The following is a 16,473-nucleotide window of genomic DNA, read 5'->3' as shown; positions in this document are numbered from 1 at the left end:
GCGCGGCAAGGGCCCATCAAGAAAGGCGCATCGAGAAACGAACGCCTGGCCACGAAAAGCCGTGGCGATGGGGTTGAACTAGCCTCGGGGCATCCCAACCTGTTAGACTGTAGAAACGCTTACGGGGGCGACATGGCTTCGACGCCGGTGACAATCCCTGAGGTGCATGCCGAGAGCGTAACGTATCTCGTAAATCCAACGTTACGATAAAATAGTCGCAAACGACGACAACTATGCTCAGGGCGCGCTGGCAGCGTAACAACTGCTAGCTTCTAGTCCGGCCCGGAGGTGATGTGCCCATTCATCACCGATGGGATACGAGCTCAGACTGATGGGATCGCGGCTGGCTTTGTCCTCGCGTCAGCCGCTAAAACTTAGAGGAATCGCGTCGCTGGATCCTGCTCGTCGGAGCCAGAGGCGTTAAATCAAAAGACGAACCTAAGCATGTAGAGCCGATGGGTGAGTGCCGGCGGACGGGGGTTCAATTCCCCCCGCCTCCACCAAACACCGAAAAAGCCAACCCTCTGGGGTTGGCTTTTTTCGTTTTTGGTATGCCTAAAGCGCCGAACAATACAGATTCGTACAAGTATGGTACAAAAAACGACAGATTCGTTATCATGCTGGCAATGGCTCATACCCCTTTCGTGGCGCTTGACCAGTGGTACGCTGCAGCCATCGCTCGACGCTCGGAAATGAGCCGCCTAGTGTTAGTATTGATAGGCAAATTAATCATAAACGATGTGGCTTAGTGCCACCCATTACGTACAAGGAGGTCACCACGTGCCGACTCTACGTCTCGATACGTGGCTCAGCCGCTGGTTGTTGCTGTGTCTGCTCTTCGTGATGGCGCCGGCCCTGGCTCAACAGGACACGGCGCCTGCAGAAAGCAGCACTCCCGCCTATTCCACCCTGGCCGATATGCTAGAGAACGAGCAGACCCGCCAGACGATCATCGACCAACTGCGTGCCCAAGCGGCTCAGGAAAACGCCTTGGGCGTCGAAGGCGCCTCTTCGGCCGAAAAAATCGCCGACAATGCGCCCAGCGACCAGACGGCCGGCGAGGTTTCCTTTCCACGCCGCCTGGCCGACGTCACCAGCCATATTGCGGGTAACCTGGGCAGCCAGTTCAAGAGTCTCGGCGCAGCCCTGGTCGGCTTGTTCGGCACCAGCGAAGCCAGCGCCAGCGGCCCGGGCTTCGATACCGGTGCCTTCCTGACCGCCGCGTTCAACTTTGCGCTGATTGTCATTGGCACCTTCGCGGCGCTGTTCGTGCTGCGCCGTCTCGCAGCGCCGCTATTCGGCAAACTCAGCCGGTGGTCGTCGCAGCGCGCCGAGAAAAGCGCCTTGCTGCGCACCATTGTCGCGGTCGTATTGGCTGCCATCGTGGATGTCATCGTCGTGGTGCTGGCTTATGTCGTCGGCAACCTGTTGGCGACCTTCGCCATCGGCGAGGCGGGCAGCATGCAGACGCGCTTCTCGTTGTTCCTGAACGCCTTCTTGATGATCGAGCTGTTCAAGGCCGCGCTGCGCATGCTGTTCTCATCGCGTTACGACGGTCTACGCCTGATGCCAATCGCCGCGCCGCAAGCCTCTTACTGCAACCGCTTCCTCGCACGCCTAGCCGGCTTCATCGGTTATGGCATGCTGGTAGCCGTGCCCATCATCAATTACAACCTGTCACCGGCGCTCGGCCAGGGGCTCGGCACATTGATCATGCTGCTGGCGCTGATCTACGCCGCCACGGTCATCCTCAAACACCGCATAGCGCTACGCGACACCTTGGTGCAACGCGCCGATAATGCCGACATGAGCGCCACGCGCTTCGCGCTGCGCCTGTTGGGACGCACCTGGCACCTCCTGGCCCTAGCCTACGCTCTGATGGTCTTCGTCGTCACCGTACTGCACCCGGAGACTGCGCTGCCCTTCGTGCTGATGGCTACCCTCAAGACTGTCATCGTCATTGGCATCGGCATGCTGGCCTCGGGTGTACTCACCCAATTGATCGGCCGGCGCATCCGTCTTTCCGGAGATATCCAACGCCGTCTTCCACTGCTGGAAACGCGCCTCAATGCCTACGTGCCGACCACACTCAAGGTGATTCGCGCCATCATTCTGATTGTCGTGGCGATGTTCGTGCTCAGCGCTTGGCAGGTCTTCGACCTCGCTGCCTGGTATGCTTCCGAAGCCGGTGCGCATGCCGTTGGTACTACGCTGAACGTGATCATCATCCTACTGGTGGCCATCGCCGCCTGGATTGGACTCGCCAGCCTGATCGAGCATCGTCTTAACGCGGATGCCGGTACAGGTGAGCCTTCGGCCCGCGCCAAGACACTATTGTCACTGTTCCGCAATGCGCTGGCGATTGCCCTGATCACCATGACGGCCATGATCATATTGGCCGAGATCGGCATCAATATCGGCCCGCTTATCGCCGGTGCCGGGGTGCTCGGTCTGGCCATCGGTTTCGGCTCGCAGAAGTTGGTACAGGACGTCATTACCGGGGTATTCATCCAACTGGAGAATGCCATGAACACCGGCGATGTCGTCACCGTGGGCGGGACTACCGGGACGGCAGAACGCATCAGCATTCGCTCGGTGGGAATTCGCGATCTATCGGGCACTTACCACATCGTACCGTTCTCCTCGGTGGACACCGTCTCCAACTACATGCGTGAATTCGGTAATCATGTCGGCGAATACGGTATCGCCTATCGCGAGAACATCGACGACGCCATCGAGCAATTGCAGGCCGCCTTCGAGGCTCTCAAGGAAAGCGAGCACGGCTACAAGCTGCTTGAGCCGCTCAGCGTGGCAGGTGTGATCGCGCTGGCCGATAGCTCGGTCAACATCCGTGTGATCATCAAGACCACGCCTGGCGATCAGTGGGCCGTGGGCCGTGCCTACAACCGGCTGGTCAAGATGTACTTCGACGCCGCGGGCATCGAGATTCCATTCCCGCATACCACGCTCTACTTCGGGCAGGAAAAGGACGGCAGCGCCCCGCCCGCCAACCTGCGCATCCTGTCCCAGAAGGGCGAGGTGGTGGACAATCAGCCAGCTTCGCAGAATGCGCCACTCTCACCCGATGCTCCATCGGACAACAACACGAATCCGGAACACGCCAAGCCGGATAACGACGAAAACGCGAACTGAGGCCAATCGCGCCGCCACACGCGTGGTGACGTGCCACTAAAAGGGCCGCCCCGTCTGGGGTGGCCCTTTTGTGTTGGTGCCACCGATATAGCGGTAAGCCAAGGCTTCCAACGTGGGCGAACGACGATTTACTGCGTCGTTACCAGCATGATCGCGCAGAGTACTGCCGTCACCCACATCGCAGGCTTGATTTCGGCCAGACGCCCCGTGCAAAGCTTGATCACCACGAAGCTCAAGAAGGCAAAGGCGATGCCCAGCGTGATCGAATACGTCAGCGGCATGACGATGATCGCCAGAAATGCCGGGAAGGCCTGGTCCATCTTCTGCCACTCGATACCCCCCACCGGCGCGAGCATGAATACCCCGACCATCACCAGCGCCGGTGCGGTGGCGATCGCCGGCACCAACGAAAGCAACGGCGACAGGAACAGGAAGGGTAGAAACAGCAAGCCACAGACGATGCCGACGATCCCTGTGCGCCCCCCCTGGGAGACGCCCACTCCGGACTCGATGAATGTCTGCGCGGCGCTGGTCCCCAGCGGCGCGGCGATCATCGAGGCGAAGGCATCCACGGTCATCGAGCGCTTGAGGTTGCGCGGCTGGCCGTTATCGTCCTTGAGATCGGCGGCTTCCGAGAGCGCCAGGAAACACGACAGCGCATCGAAGAAGTTGGTGAACAGCATCACGAAGATGAACGGCCAGTAGGCGACCTGGAGCGCACCCCATAGGTCTACCTGCCACATGGCGCTGAAATCCGGCCATGCCGCCAGACCACTCCACGCCACGACCACCTCCGTGCCCCATAGACGCCCCATGGGTATCGCCACCAGCGTCGTGATGACGATACCGAGCACCAGCGCACCATTGATGCGCAGTGTGACCAGAATCGCGGTCAACAGCATCCCGGCGATGAAGGTGATCAACGCAGGCGTCAGCTGGCCCAGGGCGACCAGCGTCGCACTATTATCGACGACAAAGCCCGCGTTCTTGAAGCCGATGAAGGTAATGAACAACCCGATCCCGCAGGTAATCCCGTAACGCAGCGAATCGGGAATTGCTTCGACGATCGCCTTGCGCACGTTGAAGAATGCCAGCAGCGCGAACAACACCCCCGACCAGAACACGCAGCCCAACGCGACTTGCCAAGGCAAACCCGCCCCCTGCACCAGGGTATAGGCGAATAGCGCGTTCATGCCCATGCCGGGCGCGACGAGTATAGGGTTACGTGCGTACAACCCCATCGCCAGACTACTGAGGAAGCTGATCAAGACGGTCGCCGAGAGCCCTGCCGAGAAGGGAATGCCTGCATCGCTCAGGATCGAGGGGTTGACCACGATGATGTACATCGCCGCGAGAAAAGTCGCTAGGCCCGCCAACAGCTCGGTACGCAGGGTCGAGCCGTAGCGGCGGATGCCGAAGTAACGCTCCAGAGCGCCACCCTGTTGCGGGGTCGATGACGTGGCAGCACGTCGGTGGGGAGTCTGCGCCATGATGTCGTTCCTATGTGTGTCATTGTTGTCATGAAGGACGTCCTAACGTTACCCACATCTTGACCGATTGGACAAGGGCGCAGAAACACTAACGGCCCACAGGTCTCCCTGATGGAGCGCCTGTAGGCCGCGACTCGTCCTTCATGACGGACGATAAAAAAAGGCGCCCGCAGGCGCCCAGGAGAGCAAAAACGTTGGCTAGCGTGTGCGTTCGCTAGGCTGTGGTAACGCCGGTAACGAGCGATCGAGCAGCTCCACGCTCTGGCGGTAGAAGAGCTGGCTCTTCTGGTGCTCGCCCAGGTTGGCGTAAAGCCGCGCCAGCTCAGCACATACCACCCCGCTGGGCCGCTGGCGCTGACTGGCCTCGAAGTATTCCTGCGCCTTGCCCCAATAAGCGTTGCGCAACGATAAACGCCCCAGGCTCAGCAGTAAATCGGGGTCGTTGGGGCGCTCCTGCAACCATTTCTCGGCATACGCCAACTGACGCCCGGCATCCACGTTGAGCAAGCCATAGCGCAGCACCAGGCGCGTGTCCCAGTGCTCTTTGAGAGAATGCCGCAACAGACGTTCGGCGATTGCCTCCTCGCCATCCTTGACCAGCGCCTCGGTATACAGCACCACCAGTTCGACATCGCTGCGCAGATAGTCGGGCATATCGGCCCACAGGTTGCGCACACGGTTGGCATCGGCATTGGGATGGCGCTGGACCGCCTGGAGGATCAACTCGCGATAGGCACGCTGTTCCAGCTCGCGACGCTCTTCTTCGGTGATCAGTTGCTGCTTGTCGAGCTTGGGCAGCAAATGACGCAGCCCCTCCCAGTCGTTGACACTGAGATAGGCCTGACGCAGTAGCTTGAGCACCTGCGGATGATTGGGCAGTTGCTTTTCGAGGCGCGTCAGCGTCGCCAGCGCTTCCTCGAACTGCTGACGATCGAGCATCAGTTGCGCCTGCACCATGCCCACCGCGTTGTCGGCCCCCTCGGTGCTGTGATGGGCGCGCTTGAGCAGCGAGTCGGCATGTTCGAAACGCCCCTGGTAATGCGCCGCCAATGCTGCGGAAAGGTAATTGACCAGCGGCGTGCTGGAATCATCCGCCGCCTTGACCAGATCCTTCTCGGCACGCTTCCAGCGACCTTCGGCGAGCGCTACCAGGCCTCTCACGGTACGCTTCATGGCATTGCGATTGCGCGTGCGACTGTTCCAGACCTTGAGTCGACTCACCGGACGACGCAGCCGGTGGAGGACGCGCAGCAGGAAATGCAGGGCCAGGAACACCGCCAGCAATATCACCAGGCCCAGCCAGAACGAGGTCTGGATCGAGGTATCACCTACGCGCACCAGCCAGTAACCAGGCATCGACTGCATCAACTGGCCGAATAGCGCGCCGACGGCCAGCCCTACGACGATGAGAAGAATCAGCTTCCTCATGCGCTGTCTCCTTCATTGCCCGGTTGGGCCGCAGTACCGCCATCGTCCTGACGCTGCTTGCCACTACCGTTCCCGTTGCCGTTCTGGAAACGCTTCTCGATGAAGTCCTTGAGCACCTGCTGAGACTCGCTGATATCCGGCAGCTCGGGCCGAATGGTCTTGTCACGCAACGACTTGAGGCGCTCGAGCGATGCCTTTACCGCTTCCTGCTGAGTAGCGTAATAACGCTCGATCAGGGTAATCGCCTTGCCGAGACTGGCCCGATAGAGCTTGGGCTCAGCCTTGAGCAATGCCAGCTGTGACTGCTCGAGCAAAAGGCGCACATTCTGGCGCAGGTAGGATTCCTGCTCCGGCGTCACCAAGGCTTCCAGCGCCTCATCGTGACGGCGTATGACGACGAGATCCTTGAGCTCGCCGCCGAGTTGGGCAAGCTGTTGTTGCCAGCCACCCTTGAGCGGCGCCTGATCATCGTTTTGAGCGGCAATCTCTTCGACCTCCTGCTTGAGGGGCAGTGTCGCTAATTGCTCCTGCTGCGCCATCAATGCCAGGTACATCCCGGTGCGGTCTACCGTGGGTACCGAACTTAACGCCGCTAGCTCGGATTGAATCGCCCGGCGCACGGGAATCAGTGCTGGATTATCCGCCTTGGCCAAACGTTGATCGGCCGTCTCTAGCAACGCCTTGGCACCACGCACGTCACGCTCGAGGCGTAAACGCTGATTGGCCAGACGGAGTAGATACTCGGCCTCGGCGTACAGCCATTCGCGCGGATCGGCCTCCTGCTCCTCTGCCAATTCGGCAAGCACCTTGTCGAGATTCGCATCAAGTTCCTGACGATACGCCTGGAAGTCCTCACGCAACGACGTGAACGCTTGCTGGCGCTGATCGAGACGCTGACGCAGCTTGTCGATGGACTGGGCGTTGGCATCAGCGGTACTCGCCAATTCGGCCTGCTGGGACTGCTGCGCCTGCAAACGCTTCCAGCCATATCCCAGTGCCAGCGCCACGACGATGGCCACGATCACGGCGATGATCAGCGCCACGATGGCCAAGCCACGCCCGTTGCCACCGCCACCTTGCGACGCTTGCGCGGCGGAGGAAGAGGAGCCGTTGCCTGCGCCGCTGGCTTTATCCGACGCCGACATCTTGTCGCGCGAGGCGGTGCCCGTCGACGCACCACCGGCTGATGATGCGCGGGTGCCTGCCTTGGTATTGCCTGTGCCCTTGGTCGGAGTATCCGGTGTTTTTTGCTGTGCCTTGGTGCCACGCTTGGCGGTGGACGTCGATGCGCCGGCTCCGGACGTCGTATCGCTCGCCTTGCGCGACGCAGCGTCCTCTTTTTCATCCGTCTTCGGCGTCGCATCGGAGGAAGCCTGGGACGCTGCGGCGTCGGTCGTCGATGCCTTGGACGACGCGGCGTCCGCCGCCTTGTCCGAGGCACCGCGCGTCTCGTCGGCTACCTCGCCGTCGGCGTCGGCCTTGTGAGTCTCGGAGGAGGCCGGCGACTGAGGCGCCTCGTCGGCGGATGTCGACGCATCGGTGGGCGTGTTCTTATCATCCTGATCCTGTCGTTTGCTCATGTGTCGCTAGCCCTTTTCAAACTCATCGTGATCAACGTCGGCGCGTCACGTGTCGCCTACTTCCTGTACGGCGCTCACCAAGGCCTCGGGTGTCGCCCCCTGCGCCACGTGCAGCGAAGCGAAACCCATCGTGTCTGCCAGTGTAGCCAAACGCTGACTGGAAACGATTAGCGGTTTGTTCAACGCCGCCTGTCCGCACCAGATAACCAGATGCTCGAGCAATTCGCCACTGGTCACGATCATGGTCGTGAAATCACCCGTGGCGAGCCAGCCGGCGGCGGCCTCATCCGGCGCGGTATAAACGCGTCGATAGAGTGCCAGCTTGGAAGTCCGTGCGCCACGCGCCTCGAGTGTCTGGGCGAGCGCCTGGCGCCCACCCACTCCGCCGACGACCAGCGCACGCTGGCCGTCGAGTCGGGCCAGCGAACGCATCGCCAACAGTGCCTCGCTGGTGGTACCCTGTTCGGGATCGGGCAAGCTCGCTTTGATGCCCAACCCCCGGTGCAGCGTCGCCGCCGTAGCCACGCCCAACGCATAGAATCGCGGTCCCTGCGGCAATTGCGGCCAGTAGCGGTCGAGCCACTCGACCAGGCACTCGGCGGCGAAGGGGCTGGTCACGACTACCACAGCGTACTGATCGATATCCAGCAGCGCTGCGCGCTTGACCTCGTCGACGCCGAGCGGTTGCAAGTGCATCAACGTCGGGTGCGCAGGCATGAACCCCGCCTCCGACAAGGCCTTGGCCAGTCGTTCGCCGCCCTCGCCGGGGCGCGTCACCAGGATGCGTGACGCGGCACTCATTCACCTTGACCGTAAATATCCGCGAGAATCTCGCCGGCCCCCTGCTCGAGCAGCGACTCGGCGATACGCACACCCAGCGCTTCAGGCTCGTCGGCCGAGCCACGCCCTTCGGCGCGCAACACATGCGAGCCATCCGGATCACCGACCAGTGCCCGCAGCCATAACGTACGGTCGCCATCCTCGAGCACGGCATAGCCACCAATAGGCACCTGGCAGCCGCCATCCAAGCGCGTGTTCATCGCACGCTCGGCGCGCACTCGAGTAGCCGTCTGCGAATGGTCGAGCGGCGCCAGGACCTCGAGCAGCGTTTCATCGTCATAGCGACATTCGATACCCAATGCGCCCTGGCCACAGGCCGGCAGGCTGACTTCCGGTGACAGCTCCTGGGTAATGCGGTGGCCAAGTTCGAGACGCTCGAGTCCCGAGGTCGCCAGGATGATTGCTTCGAACTCGCCGCTATCCAGCTTACCCAAGCGGGTCTGCACGTTGCCACGCAGGTTGAGCACCTCCAGATCGGGACGCGCTTCCTTGACCTGCAGGCCCCGGCGCAGGCTCGAGGTGCCCACCCGCACGCCCTCGGGCAAGGCGTCCAAGGTAGCGTAATCATTGGAGACGAAGGCATCCGTGGGCGCGCCGCTCTCCAGAATAACCGATAGCCCCAACCCCTCGGGGAAGTGCATTGGCACGTCCTTCATCGAATGCACGGCGATATCGGCGCGCCCGTCCAGCAGCGCCTCCTCCAATTCCTTGACGAACAGCCCTTTGCCGCCGACCTTGGACAGCGGCGAATCGAGGATCTTGTCGCCACGCGTGGTCAGGGCGACCAGTTCCACCTCGAGTCCGGGATGTAGTGCCATCAGCCGAGCCTTGACATGCTCAGCCTGCCATAACGCAAGGCGGCTCTGTCGGGTGGCGATGCGCAGTGTCTGCATGGCGGGCATTGGACTCTCCTAAATGGGCGCACACCGTTTCGGCGGCGGGGATAGCTATCATCATAAAGCAGTCCCCGGTCGAGGAAAAATCCCGCCCCCAGCGTTCCCGTGCCCTGTCCCACCTCGCCAGCGGCGCCGACTCTGGTACACTCAGGGCATCACCATCTCGACCAAGCAGGACGCCACGCCCGATGAGCAATACGACCAACCAATCCTGGGGCGGACGCTTCAGCGAACCCACCGACGCCTTCGTCGCGCGCTTCACGGCTTCAGTGGACTTCGACCGACGCCTCTATCATCACGACATTCGAGGCTCCATCGCGCATGCCACCATGCTCGAACGCGTCGGCGTACTCACCTTTGATGAACGCGAAACCATCGTGCAAGGTCTCGGCGAGGTCGAGCAGGAAATCGAGGCCGGGCAGTTTCCCTGGTCGGTGGAACTCGAAGACGTCCACATGAACATCGAGGCCCGGCTGACCGAGAAGATCGGCATCACCGGCAAGAAGCTGCATACCGGGCGCTCGCGCAACGATCAGATCGCCACCGACATCCGGCTTTATCTGCGCGACGAGATCGATGTCGTCGCGGCCGAGATCGCCCGCCTGCGCGAAGGATTGATCGAGCTGGCCACGCGCGAGGCCGATACCATCATGCCCGGCTTCACGCATCTGCAGACCGCCCAGCCGGTGACCTTCGGCCATCATCTACTGGCCTGGCAGGAAATGCTCGCCCGCGACCACGAACGCCTGCTGGACTGCCGCAAGCGCGTCAACGTCATGCCGCTGGGTGCCGCCGCGCTGGCCGGTACCACCTACCCCATCGACCGGCACGTCACCGCCGAGTTGCTGGGGTTCGAGCGCCCTGCCGAAAATAGCCTCGACGCGGTCAGCGATCGCGACTTCGCCATCGAATTCGGCGCCTTCGCCAGCGTGCTGTTGATGCACCTATCACGCATGAGCGAGGAGCTGGTGCTGTGGACCAGCGCCCAGTTCGACTTCATCGACCTGCCCGACCGCTTCTGCACCGGCTCATCGATCATGCCGCAGAAGAAGAACCCTGATGTCCCCGAGCTGGTACGCGGCAAGACCGGCCGCGTCTACGGCCATCTGATGGGGCTTTTGACGTTGATGAAGTCTCAGCCGCTGGCCTACAACAAGGACAATCAGGAAGACAAGGAACCGCTGTTCGACACCCTCGATACCGTGCAGGGCTGCCTCAAGGCGTTCGCCGACATGGTGCCGGCCATCGAGGCCAAGGCGGACAACATGTTCGAAGCCGCGCGCAAGGGCTTCTCCACCGCCACCGACCTGGCGGACTACTTGGTGCGTGCCGGCGTGGCCTTTCGTGATGCCCACGAAATCGTCGGCCAAGCCGTAGCGCTGGGCCTGCGCGAGCAGAAGGACCTCTCGGAGATGTCCCTCGATGAACTGCGCCAGTTCTCCGACGCCATTCAGTCCGACGTCTTCGAAGTGCTGACGCTGGAAGGCTCGGTGGCGGCACGCAATCACATCGGCGGCACCGCGCCGGACCAGGTCCGTGCTGCCGCCCAGCGCGCCCGTGACGCACTCGCCGCGCTGCAACAGGAGGCATGATGCGCTTACTTCCGATGTCAGCCGTCCTCGGTATCGCCCTGTTCACGCTCGCCGGCTGCGGCCAGAAAGGGCCGCTCTACATGCCCGATGATGAACAGGCCAGCGAGCAGTACGATCCCCAGGGAGCCTACGAGAACGACACCGCCGCCCCCTCTGGTCCCGATACCCCCGGCGAAGACGACGCGGCAACGCCACCACCCGACAGCGACGCAGACTGACGATGGATCATTTCAACTACCGCGATGGCCAACTCTACGCTGAAAACGTCCCGCTGGCCGACATCGCCAAGCGTTTCGGCACGCCCTGCTACGTGTATTCACGGGCGACCTTCACGCGTCACTTCAAGGCTTACAGTGACGCGCTGGGCGAGCATCCACACCTGATCTGCTACGCAGTGAAGGCCAATGCCAACCTCGCCGTGCTCGACCTGTTGGCACGCCTCGGCGCGGGGTTCGATATCGTCTCCCAGGGTGAACTCGAGCGCGTGCTGGCCGCCGGCGGCGACCCCGCCAAGGTGGTGTTTTCCGGTGTCGCCAAGCAGGCCGGCGAAATGGCCCGCGCGCTGGACGTCGGCATCAAGTGCTTCAACGTGGAATCACTACCCGAGCTAGAGCGCCTGAACCAGGTGGCGGACGAATGCGGCCAGGTGGCGCGGGTCTCGTTGCGCGTCAATCCCGATGTCGATGCCCGGACGCATCCCTACATTTCCACCGGCCTCAAGGCCAACAAGTTCGGTATCGCCGTCGATGACGCCTTCGGGGTCTATCAGCGCGCCGCCGAACTGCCGAACCTTGAGGTCGTTGGCCTGGATTGCCACATCGGTTCGCAGCTCACCGAGCTCTCACCCTTCCTCGACGCCCTGGACCGCCTGCTGGTGCTGCTCGACCGCCTGCAAGAAGCGGGCATTACCATCGAGCATCTCGACCTGGGTGGCGGCCTCGGCGTGCCCTATCAAGACGAGCAACCGCCCGCGCCCTACGATTACGCCCGGGCCCTGCTCGAGCGCCTCGACGGCCGCGACTTGACGCTGCTCTTCGAGCCAGGCCGCTCGATCGCCGCCAACGCCGGCGTGCTCGTGACCCGCGTCGAATACCTGAAGCCCGGCGAGGCCCAGCATTTCGCCATCGTCGACGCCGGCATGAACGACCTGATTCGCCCCGCGCTGTATCAGGCATGGCAGCGCATCGTCCCGGTCGATACCCGCGCGCCCCGCGAGACGGCACTCTACGACGTGGTCGGCCCGGTCTGTGAAACCGGTGACTTTCTCGGCAAGGAGCGCGAACTGGCCATCGCGCCGGGCGACCTGCTCGCCGTGCGCTCGGCCGGGGCCTACGGCTTCGTGATGGCCTCCAATTACAACAGCCGGCCTCGCCCCGCCGAAATCATGGTCGACGGCGATAGTGTCCAGGTCGTGCGCGAACGCGAGACACTCGCCGCCTTGTGGGCCGGCGAGCACCGTCTGGCGGAGACCTCCTGATGCTGCTGCATTTCACCAAGATGCACGGACTCGGCAACGACTTCATGGTGGTCGACCTGGTCACCCAACGGGCGCGGCTCGACACAGAGCGCATCCGGCAACTGGCCGACCGGCATCTCGGCATCGGTTTCGATCAGTTGCTGCTGGTCGAACCGCCGCGCGACCCGGAGATGGATTTCCGCTACCGCATCTTCAACGCCGACGGCCACGAGGTGGAAAATTGTGGTAACGGCGCCCGCTGCTTCGCACGTTTCGTGCGCGAGGCGCGCCTGACCCACAAGCGCGAGATTCGCGTCGAAACCCAGGCCGGGCCCCTGACCCTACGCGTCGAGGAAGACGAGCGGGTCCGCGTGGACATGGGCGTGCCGCGTTTCGCCCCCGAGGCGGTGCCCTTCGACGCCCCGGCCGATGCCCCCACGCATATCCTGGAGGTCGATGACGCACGCTGGGAAATCGGTGTGGTCTCGATGGGCAACCCTCACGCCGTCCTCGTGGTCGACGATGTCGATACCGCACCGGTAGCACACCTGGGCCCGCTCATAGAACGCCACGTACGCTTCCCCCGGCGCGTCAATGTGAGCTTCTTGCAGGTCGTCTCGCGTCACGAGGCGCGCCTGCGGGTCTTCGAACGCGGCAGCGGTGAAACGCTAGCCTGCGGCACCGGCGCCTGCGCAGCGGTGGCTAACGGCATCCGACGCGGGTTGTTCGAGAGTCCCGTCGATGTTCATCTACCCGGTGGCACGCTAACCTTGGAATGGCCCGGCGATGATGCCCCGATGGTGATGATCGGCCCCGCCACCAGCGTCTTCGAGGGGCGTATCGCGCTGTCATAGCAGCATTGCCGAGTGCCCGGAGAACCTTCAAACAACGACACGGCACGCAAGACGGAAACACAGGAGAACATACGCATGTCCCAAGCCCAGGCGCCCGAGCCGCGCACTACGCTCGACCCCGAGCGTGTCGCGCATTGGCTGGCCCGTCATCCCGACTTCTTCGTCGGCCGAGAGGGACTGCTCCAACAGCTAAAGGTGCCGCATCCCCAGACCCAGGGCGCGATTTCGCTGCTCGAACGTCTCGTGCACGACCTGCGCGAGCGCGCCGAGACCGCCGAATGGCGCCTCGAGCATCTGTTGGAGACGGCGCGCCACAACGAGGCGCAGTACCAGCGCACACGCTCGTTGATCCTGGCGCTGCTCGAAGCGGAAAACGTCGACGCGCTAGGCGAGGCCCTCTCGACCCAACTCAGTGAGCGCTTTCGCACCCAGGCGGTCGCGTTGTGGCTGGACTCACCCCACGATGGCAGCGCTGTACAGCCTCCCCAACTGCGTCTCGATGATGCCGCGCGCGCGACACTGGAGGACCTTCTCGACGGCCACAACAGCCGCTGCACCCAGCTCTCGCGAGAAGCGTGGCAACAGCTCCTTCCGCATTCCGAACCACCCGAGAGCAGCGGTTCATGCGCCGTGACGCGCCTGACCATGGGCGAGCCGCTCGGCTACCTGCTGCTTGCCAGCCAGGAAAGCGAGCACTTTCGTGCCACGCTCGACACCCTGTTCACCGATTACCTCGGAGAAATCGTCGGACGCTTGTTGATCCGACTGGATACCGCGCATGCACGCCGCGATTGAAGACTTCCTGCGTGGGCTGGCGGGGCGCGCCAGCCCTGCGACGCTGGATGCCTATCGGCGCGACTTGGCCGCGCTGGCGCATTTCCTCGAGGCGCATGACATCGACGCCTGGTCCACGCTGGATGTCGCCCTGGTGCGTCGCTTCCTGGGCGCCGAGCGTACCCGTGGTCTGGCCCCGCGCAGCCTGGCCCGGCGCCGCGCCGCGCTCTCGCGCTTCGCCGATCATCTAGTGCGCAGCGGCGCGCTCGCTCACAATCCTGTGGCCTTGACCCAGACCCCGCGCCAGCCTCGGCACCTGCCGCGTCCGGTGGATGTCGATCAGTTATCGCGCTTTCTGGATACCCCACACGACGACACCCCACTCGCGGTGCGCGACCACGCCATGCTGGAGCTGTTTTATTCTTGCGGGCTGCGCCTGGCGGAGTTGACGGCACTGGACGTCACGGATCTAGAGACGCGGCGTGTGCGGGTCATAGGCAAGGGCAGCAAGCCGCGCCAGATGCCCCTCGGCAGCCGTGCCCAGACGGCACTGGCAGCATGGCTCAAGGTCCGTGGTCAGCTGGCCGACGCGGAAGAAAGTGCGCTGTTCGTCGGACAACGCGGCGTACGACTCGGGCATCGTGCGGTGCAGAAGCGCCTCGTACACCTTGCCCGCGAGCGCGGCCTGCCCGAACATTTGCACCCGCATCGCCTGCGTCACTCCTTCGCCAGCCACATGCTCGAATCGAGCCAGGACCTGCGCGCCGTCCAGGAACTGCTGGGGCATGCCAATCTATCCACCACGCAAGTCTATACGCGTCTCGACTGGCAGCATCTCGCCGACGCCTACGACGCTGCCCACCCGCGCGCCCGGCGTCGTCACGAAACGCCCGGCGAAGGCTAGGCTCACGGTTCTGACTCACGGCTCTGGAGACAACCTACATGGCGATAACCGCGCTGACCTTCGATCTCGATGACACGCTGTGGAACAACCGCCCGGTCCTCGAGCGTGCCGAAACCGGCCATTATCAATGGCTCAGCGACGCCCTCGCCACCGCTTCGCCAGGCCGCGGCAGCACGTTCATGACTGACTACCCGTTGAGCGCGTATCAGCAGCACCGCGCCGATGTGGCGCGGCGCTTTCCACTCAAGCGCGGCGATTTCACCTGGATGCGCGAACGTGCATTGTTCGAGATGGTGGAAGCCTACGGGCTGCCGCGCCTGCGGGCGCGCCTGTGGGCAGCGCACGCCATCGCGCATTTCCTCGACCTGCGCCATGATCTAACGCCTTACCCCGAGGTAGTGGCCATGCTCGACACGCTGCGCCAGGGCTATCGAATCGCCGCGATCACCAACGGCAACGCCGACCTCAAGCGCCTGGACCTGGCCGAGCATTTCAGCGTGATGATCGCCGCGGGGGAGTTGCATGCTCCCAAGCCCGACCCGCGTGCCTTCCTCGCGGCACTGGCAAGGCTCGGTGCCCGGCCGTCGCAAGGTCTTCATGTGGGCGACTCCTGGCGCGAGGATGTTCTACCCGCGCAGCGCCTGGGCATGCATGTCGCCTGGATCGACGCCAAGAACGAAGGCCCGCGCGAGCTGCCACCCGGCGTGCATAGACTGACCCACGTTCGTGAGCTCCCCGCGCTACTCGATAGCCTGGTGTCCTAGTCACCCCTTTCGCGTCACATAGGATCCGGCTCACATAGCCAGGCATCCATGCGCGCGCATGCCTCGTCGACACCTTGCCGCTTGAGCGCCGAGAACAGTTGCACGCTGACCAGGTCTTCCCACTCGGCGAGTTGGCGGCGCACCGCCAGAAGCGAAGACTTGGCCGCTCCGGGCTTGAGCTTGTCGGCCTTGGTCAACAGGATGTGCACGGGCATCGCTTTCTCGTCGGCCCAGCCCAGCATCATCTGATCGAACTCGCTCAGCGGATGCCGTACGTCCATGACCAGCATCAAGCCCCTGAGCGCCTCACGCTCGTACAGGTACTCGCTCAAGTGACGCTGCCACTCCAGCTTGACCTGATCCGGCACCTTGGCGAAGCCGTAACCGGGCAGATCCACCAACCGGTATGTCTCGTCGTTCGCCAAGGTAAAGAAGTTGATCAGCTGCGTGCGCCCCGGCGTCTTGGAGGTGCGCGCCAATGCCTTCTGCTGTGTCAGCGCATTGATCGCGCTGGACTTGCCGGCATTGGAACGGCCCGCGAACGCCACTTCCGCGCCCGTGTCAGAGGGGCACAAGGCCAGACGCGGCGCACTGATCATAAAACGCGCGGTCTGGTAGTTGATCTTGCCATCTTGCATGTTGGTTCTCGACTAAACTGCCGCCTACAAGCGGCGAATGATCCATGAAGGACGTTTGCGGCACAGTGTATCATTGCGTGGGCAGCGCGCATGCTGGCAAAACC

The 16,473-nt window shown here is 63.0% G+C and carries 13 protein-coding genes, 1 other RNA gene and 1 pseudogene; 9 read left to right on the top strand and 6 right to left on the bottom strand.

Going from position 1 to position 16,473, the window contains the following annotated elements:
* The first annotated feature begins 123 nt into the window (after nucleotides 1-123).
* Both ssrA and ybiO read left to right on the top strand, forming a co-directional pair.
* Nucleotides 124-503: a transfer-messenger RNA gene (ssrA, locus tag RVY79_RS06165) on the top strand.
* Between the two features lie 277 nt (nucleotides 504-780).
* A complete protein-coding gene (gene ybiO, locus RVY79_RS06160; RefSeq protein WP_317463171.1) occupies nucleotides 781-3,153 on the top strand; it encodes a mechanosensitive channel protein in 2,373 nt (790 codons plus the stop codon).
* A gap of 128 nt (nucleotides 3,154-3,281) precedes the next feature.
* On the opposite strand, the gene RVY79_RS06155 is transcribed toward ybiO, so the two are convergent.
* The 5 genes from RVY79_RS06155 to hemC form a co-directional block, all read right to left on the bottom strand.
* Complete coding sequence (locus RVY79_RS06155) at nucleotides 3,282-4,643, bottom strand: NCS2 family permease (protein WP_317463170.1); 1,362 nt, start codon at nucleotides 4,641-4,643, stop codon at nucleotides 3,282-3,284.
* Between the two features lie 198 nt (nucleotides 4,644-4,841).
* Nucleotides 4,842-6,071, bottom strand: coding sequence for a heme biosynthesis HemY N-terminal domain-containing protein (locus tag RVY79_RS06150; protein ID WP_317463169.1), 1,230 nt, complete (start codon nucleotides 6,069-6,071; stop codon nucleotides 4,842-4,844).
* Nucleotides 6,068-7,651 carry a uroporphyrinogen-III C-methyltransferase gene (locus RVY79_RS06145; RefSeq protein ID WP_317463168.1) on the bottom strand — a complete coding sequence of 528 codons (1,584 nt, stop codon included), beginning with the start codon at nucleotides 7,649-7,651 and terminating at the stop codon, nucleotides 6,068-6,070. Before RVY79_RS06145 ends, RVY79_RS06150 begins: the two co-directional genes overlap by 4 nt.
* 45 nt (nucleotides 7,652-7,696) lie before the next feature.
* Nucleotides 7,697-8,452 carry a uroporphyrinogen-III synthase gene (locus tag RVY79_RS06140; RefSeq protein WP_317463166.1) on the bottom strand — a complete coding sequence of 252 codons (756 nt, stop codon included), beginning with the start codon at nucleotides 8,450-8,452 and terminating at the stop codon, nucleotides 7,697-7,699.
* A complete protein-coding gene (gene hemC / locus RVY79_RS06135; RefSeq protein ID WP_317463165.1) occupies nucleotides 8,449-9,393 on the bottom strand; it encodes a hydroxymethylbilane synthase in 945 nt (314 codons plus the stop codon). The genes RVY79_RS06140 and hemC overlap by 4 nt, the downstream gene beginning before the upstream one ends.
* Nucleotides 9,394-9,575: 182 nt before the next feature.
* On the opposite strand from hemC, the gene argH reads away from it, so the two are divergent.
* The 7 genes and pseudogenes from argH to RVY79_RS06100 all read left to right on the top strand — a co-directional run bounded on the left by argH (nucleotide 9,576) and on the right by RVY79_RS06100 (nucleotide 15,731).
* Nucleotides 9,576-10,979, top strand: a complete 1,404-nt coding sequence (gene argH, locus RVY79_RS06130; protein WP_317463164.1) for an argininosuccinate lyase — start codon at nucleotides 9,576-9,578, stop codon at nucleotides 10,977-10,979.
* A gap of 14 nt (nucleotides 10,980-10,993) precedes the next feature.
* A pseudogene (lptM, locus tag RVY79_RS06125) lies at nucleotides 10,994-11,089 on the top strand (LPS translocon maturation chaperone LptM); the annotation flags it as partial.
* A 110-nt stretch (nucleotides 11,090-11,199) separates the two neighbouring features.
* Entirely contained in the window at nucleotides 11,200-12,456 is a 1,257-nt protein-coding gene (gene lysA / locus RVY79_RS06120; protein WP_317463163.1) for a diaminopimelate decarboxylase, read from the top strand.
* Complete coding sequence (dapF, locus tag RVY79_RS06115; protein WP_317463162.1) at nucleotides 12,456-13,289, top strand: diaminopimelate epimerase; 834 nt, start codon at nucleotides 12,456-12,458, stop codon at nucleotides 13,287-13,289. The genes lysA and dapF overlap by 1 nt, the downstream gene beginning before the upstream one ends.
* A 75-nt stretch (nucleotides 13,290-13,364) precedes the next feature.
* The gene (locus RVY79_RS06110; RefSeq protein WP_317463160.1) at nucleotides 13,365-14,084 is read left to right on the top strand and encodes a DUF484 family protein; all 720 of its coding nucleotides are present in this window, start codon (nucleotides 13,365-13,367) and stop codon (nucleotides 14,082-14,084) included.
* Nucleotides 14,068-14,967: a tyrosine recombinase XerC gene (locus RVY79_RS06105; protein ID WP_317463159.1), complete on the top strand. Its 900-nt coding sequence runs from the start codon at nucleotides 14,068-14,070 to the stop codon at nucleotides 14,965-14,967. Before RVY79_RS06110 ends, RVY79_RS06105 begins: the two co-directional genes overlap by 17 nt.
* 38 nt (nucleotides 14,968-15,005) lie before the next feature.
* On the top strand, nucleotides 15,006-15,731 hold the full coding sequence (locus tag RVY79_RS06100; protein ID WP_317463158.1) for an HAD family hydrolase: 726 nt from the start codon (nucleotides 15,006-15,008) through the stop codon (nucleotides 15,729-15,731).
* A 14-nt stretch (nucleotides 15,732-15,745) separates the two neighbouring features.
* Here the strand turns inward: RVY79_RS06100 and yihA are convergent, their stop codons facing one another.
* Complete coding sequence (gene yihA, locus RVY79_RS06095; protein ID WP_317463157.1) at nucleotides 15,746-16,369, bottom strand: ribosome biogenesis GTP-binding protein YihA/YsxC; 624 nt, start codon at nucleotides 16,367-16,369, stop codon at nucleotides 15,746-15,748.
* Between the last annotated feature and the right edge of the window lie 104 nt (nucleotides 16,370-16,473).

It is taken from the genome of Chromohalobacter sp. HP20-39, from assembly GCF_033052815.1.
Lineage (GTDB): Bacteria > Pseudomonadota > Gammaproteobacteria > Pseudomonadales > Halomonadaceae > Chromohalobacter.
This window is presented reverse-complemented; position numbering and strand designations above follow the sequence as displayed.

What these genes read in the sequence shown, in the direction of transcription:
- dapF (WP_317463162.1), top strand. Translation starts at nt 12,456, where the DNA reads ATGCTGCTGCATTTCACCAAGATGCACGGACTCGGCAACGACTTCATG.
- RVY79_RS06150 (WP_317463169.1), bottom strand. Translation starts at nt 6,071, where the DNA reads ATGAGGAAGCTGATTCTTCTCATCGTCGTAGGGCTGGCCGTCGGCGCG.
- hemC (WP_317463165.1), bottom strand. Translation starts at nt 9,393, where the DNA reads ATGCCCGCCATGCAGACACTGCGCATCGCCACCCGACAGAGCCGCCTT.
- lysA (WP_317463163.1), top strand. Translation starts at nt 11,200, where the DNA reads ATGGATCATTTCAACTACCGCGATGGCCAACTCTACGCTGAAAACGTC.
- yihA (WP_317463157.1), bottom strand. Translation starts at nt 16,369, where the DNA reads ATGCAAGATGGCAAGATCAACTACCAGACCGCGCGTTTTATGATCAGT.
- RVY79_RS06145 (WP_317463168.1), bottom strand. Translation starts at nt 7,651, where the DNA reads ATGAGCAAACGACAGGATCAGGATGATAAGAACACGCCCACCGATGCG.
- RVY79_RS06140 (WP_317463166.1), bottom strand. Translation starts at nt 8,452, where the DNA reads ATGAGTGCCGCGTCACGCATCCTGGTGACGCGCCCCGGCGAGGGCGGC.
- RVY79_RS06110 (WP_317463160.1), top strand. Translation starts at nt 13,365, where the DNA reads ATGTCCCAAGCCCAGGCGCCCGAGCCGCGCACTACGCTCGACCCCGAG.
- RVY79_RS06105 (WP_317463159.1), top strand. Translation starts at nt 14,068, where the DNA reads ATGCACGCCGCGATTGAAGACTTCCTGCGTGGGCTGGCGGGGCGCGCC.
- RVY79_RS06155 (WP_317463170.1), bottom strand. Translation starts at nt 4,643, where the DNA reads ATGGCGCAGACTCCCCACCGACGTGCTGCCACGTCATCGACCCCGCAA.
- argH (WP_317463164.1), top strand. Translation starts at nt 9,576, where the DNA reads ATGAGCAATACGACCAACCAATCCTGGGGCGGACGCTTCAGCGAACCC.
- RVY79_RS06100 (WP_317463158.1), top strand. Translation starts at nt 15,006, where the DNA reads ATGGCGATAACCGCGCTGACCTTCGATCTCGATGACACGCTGTGGAAC.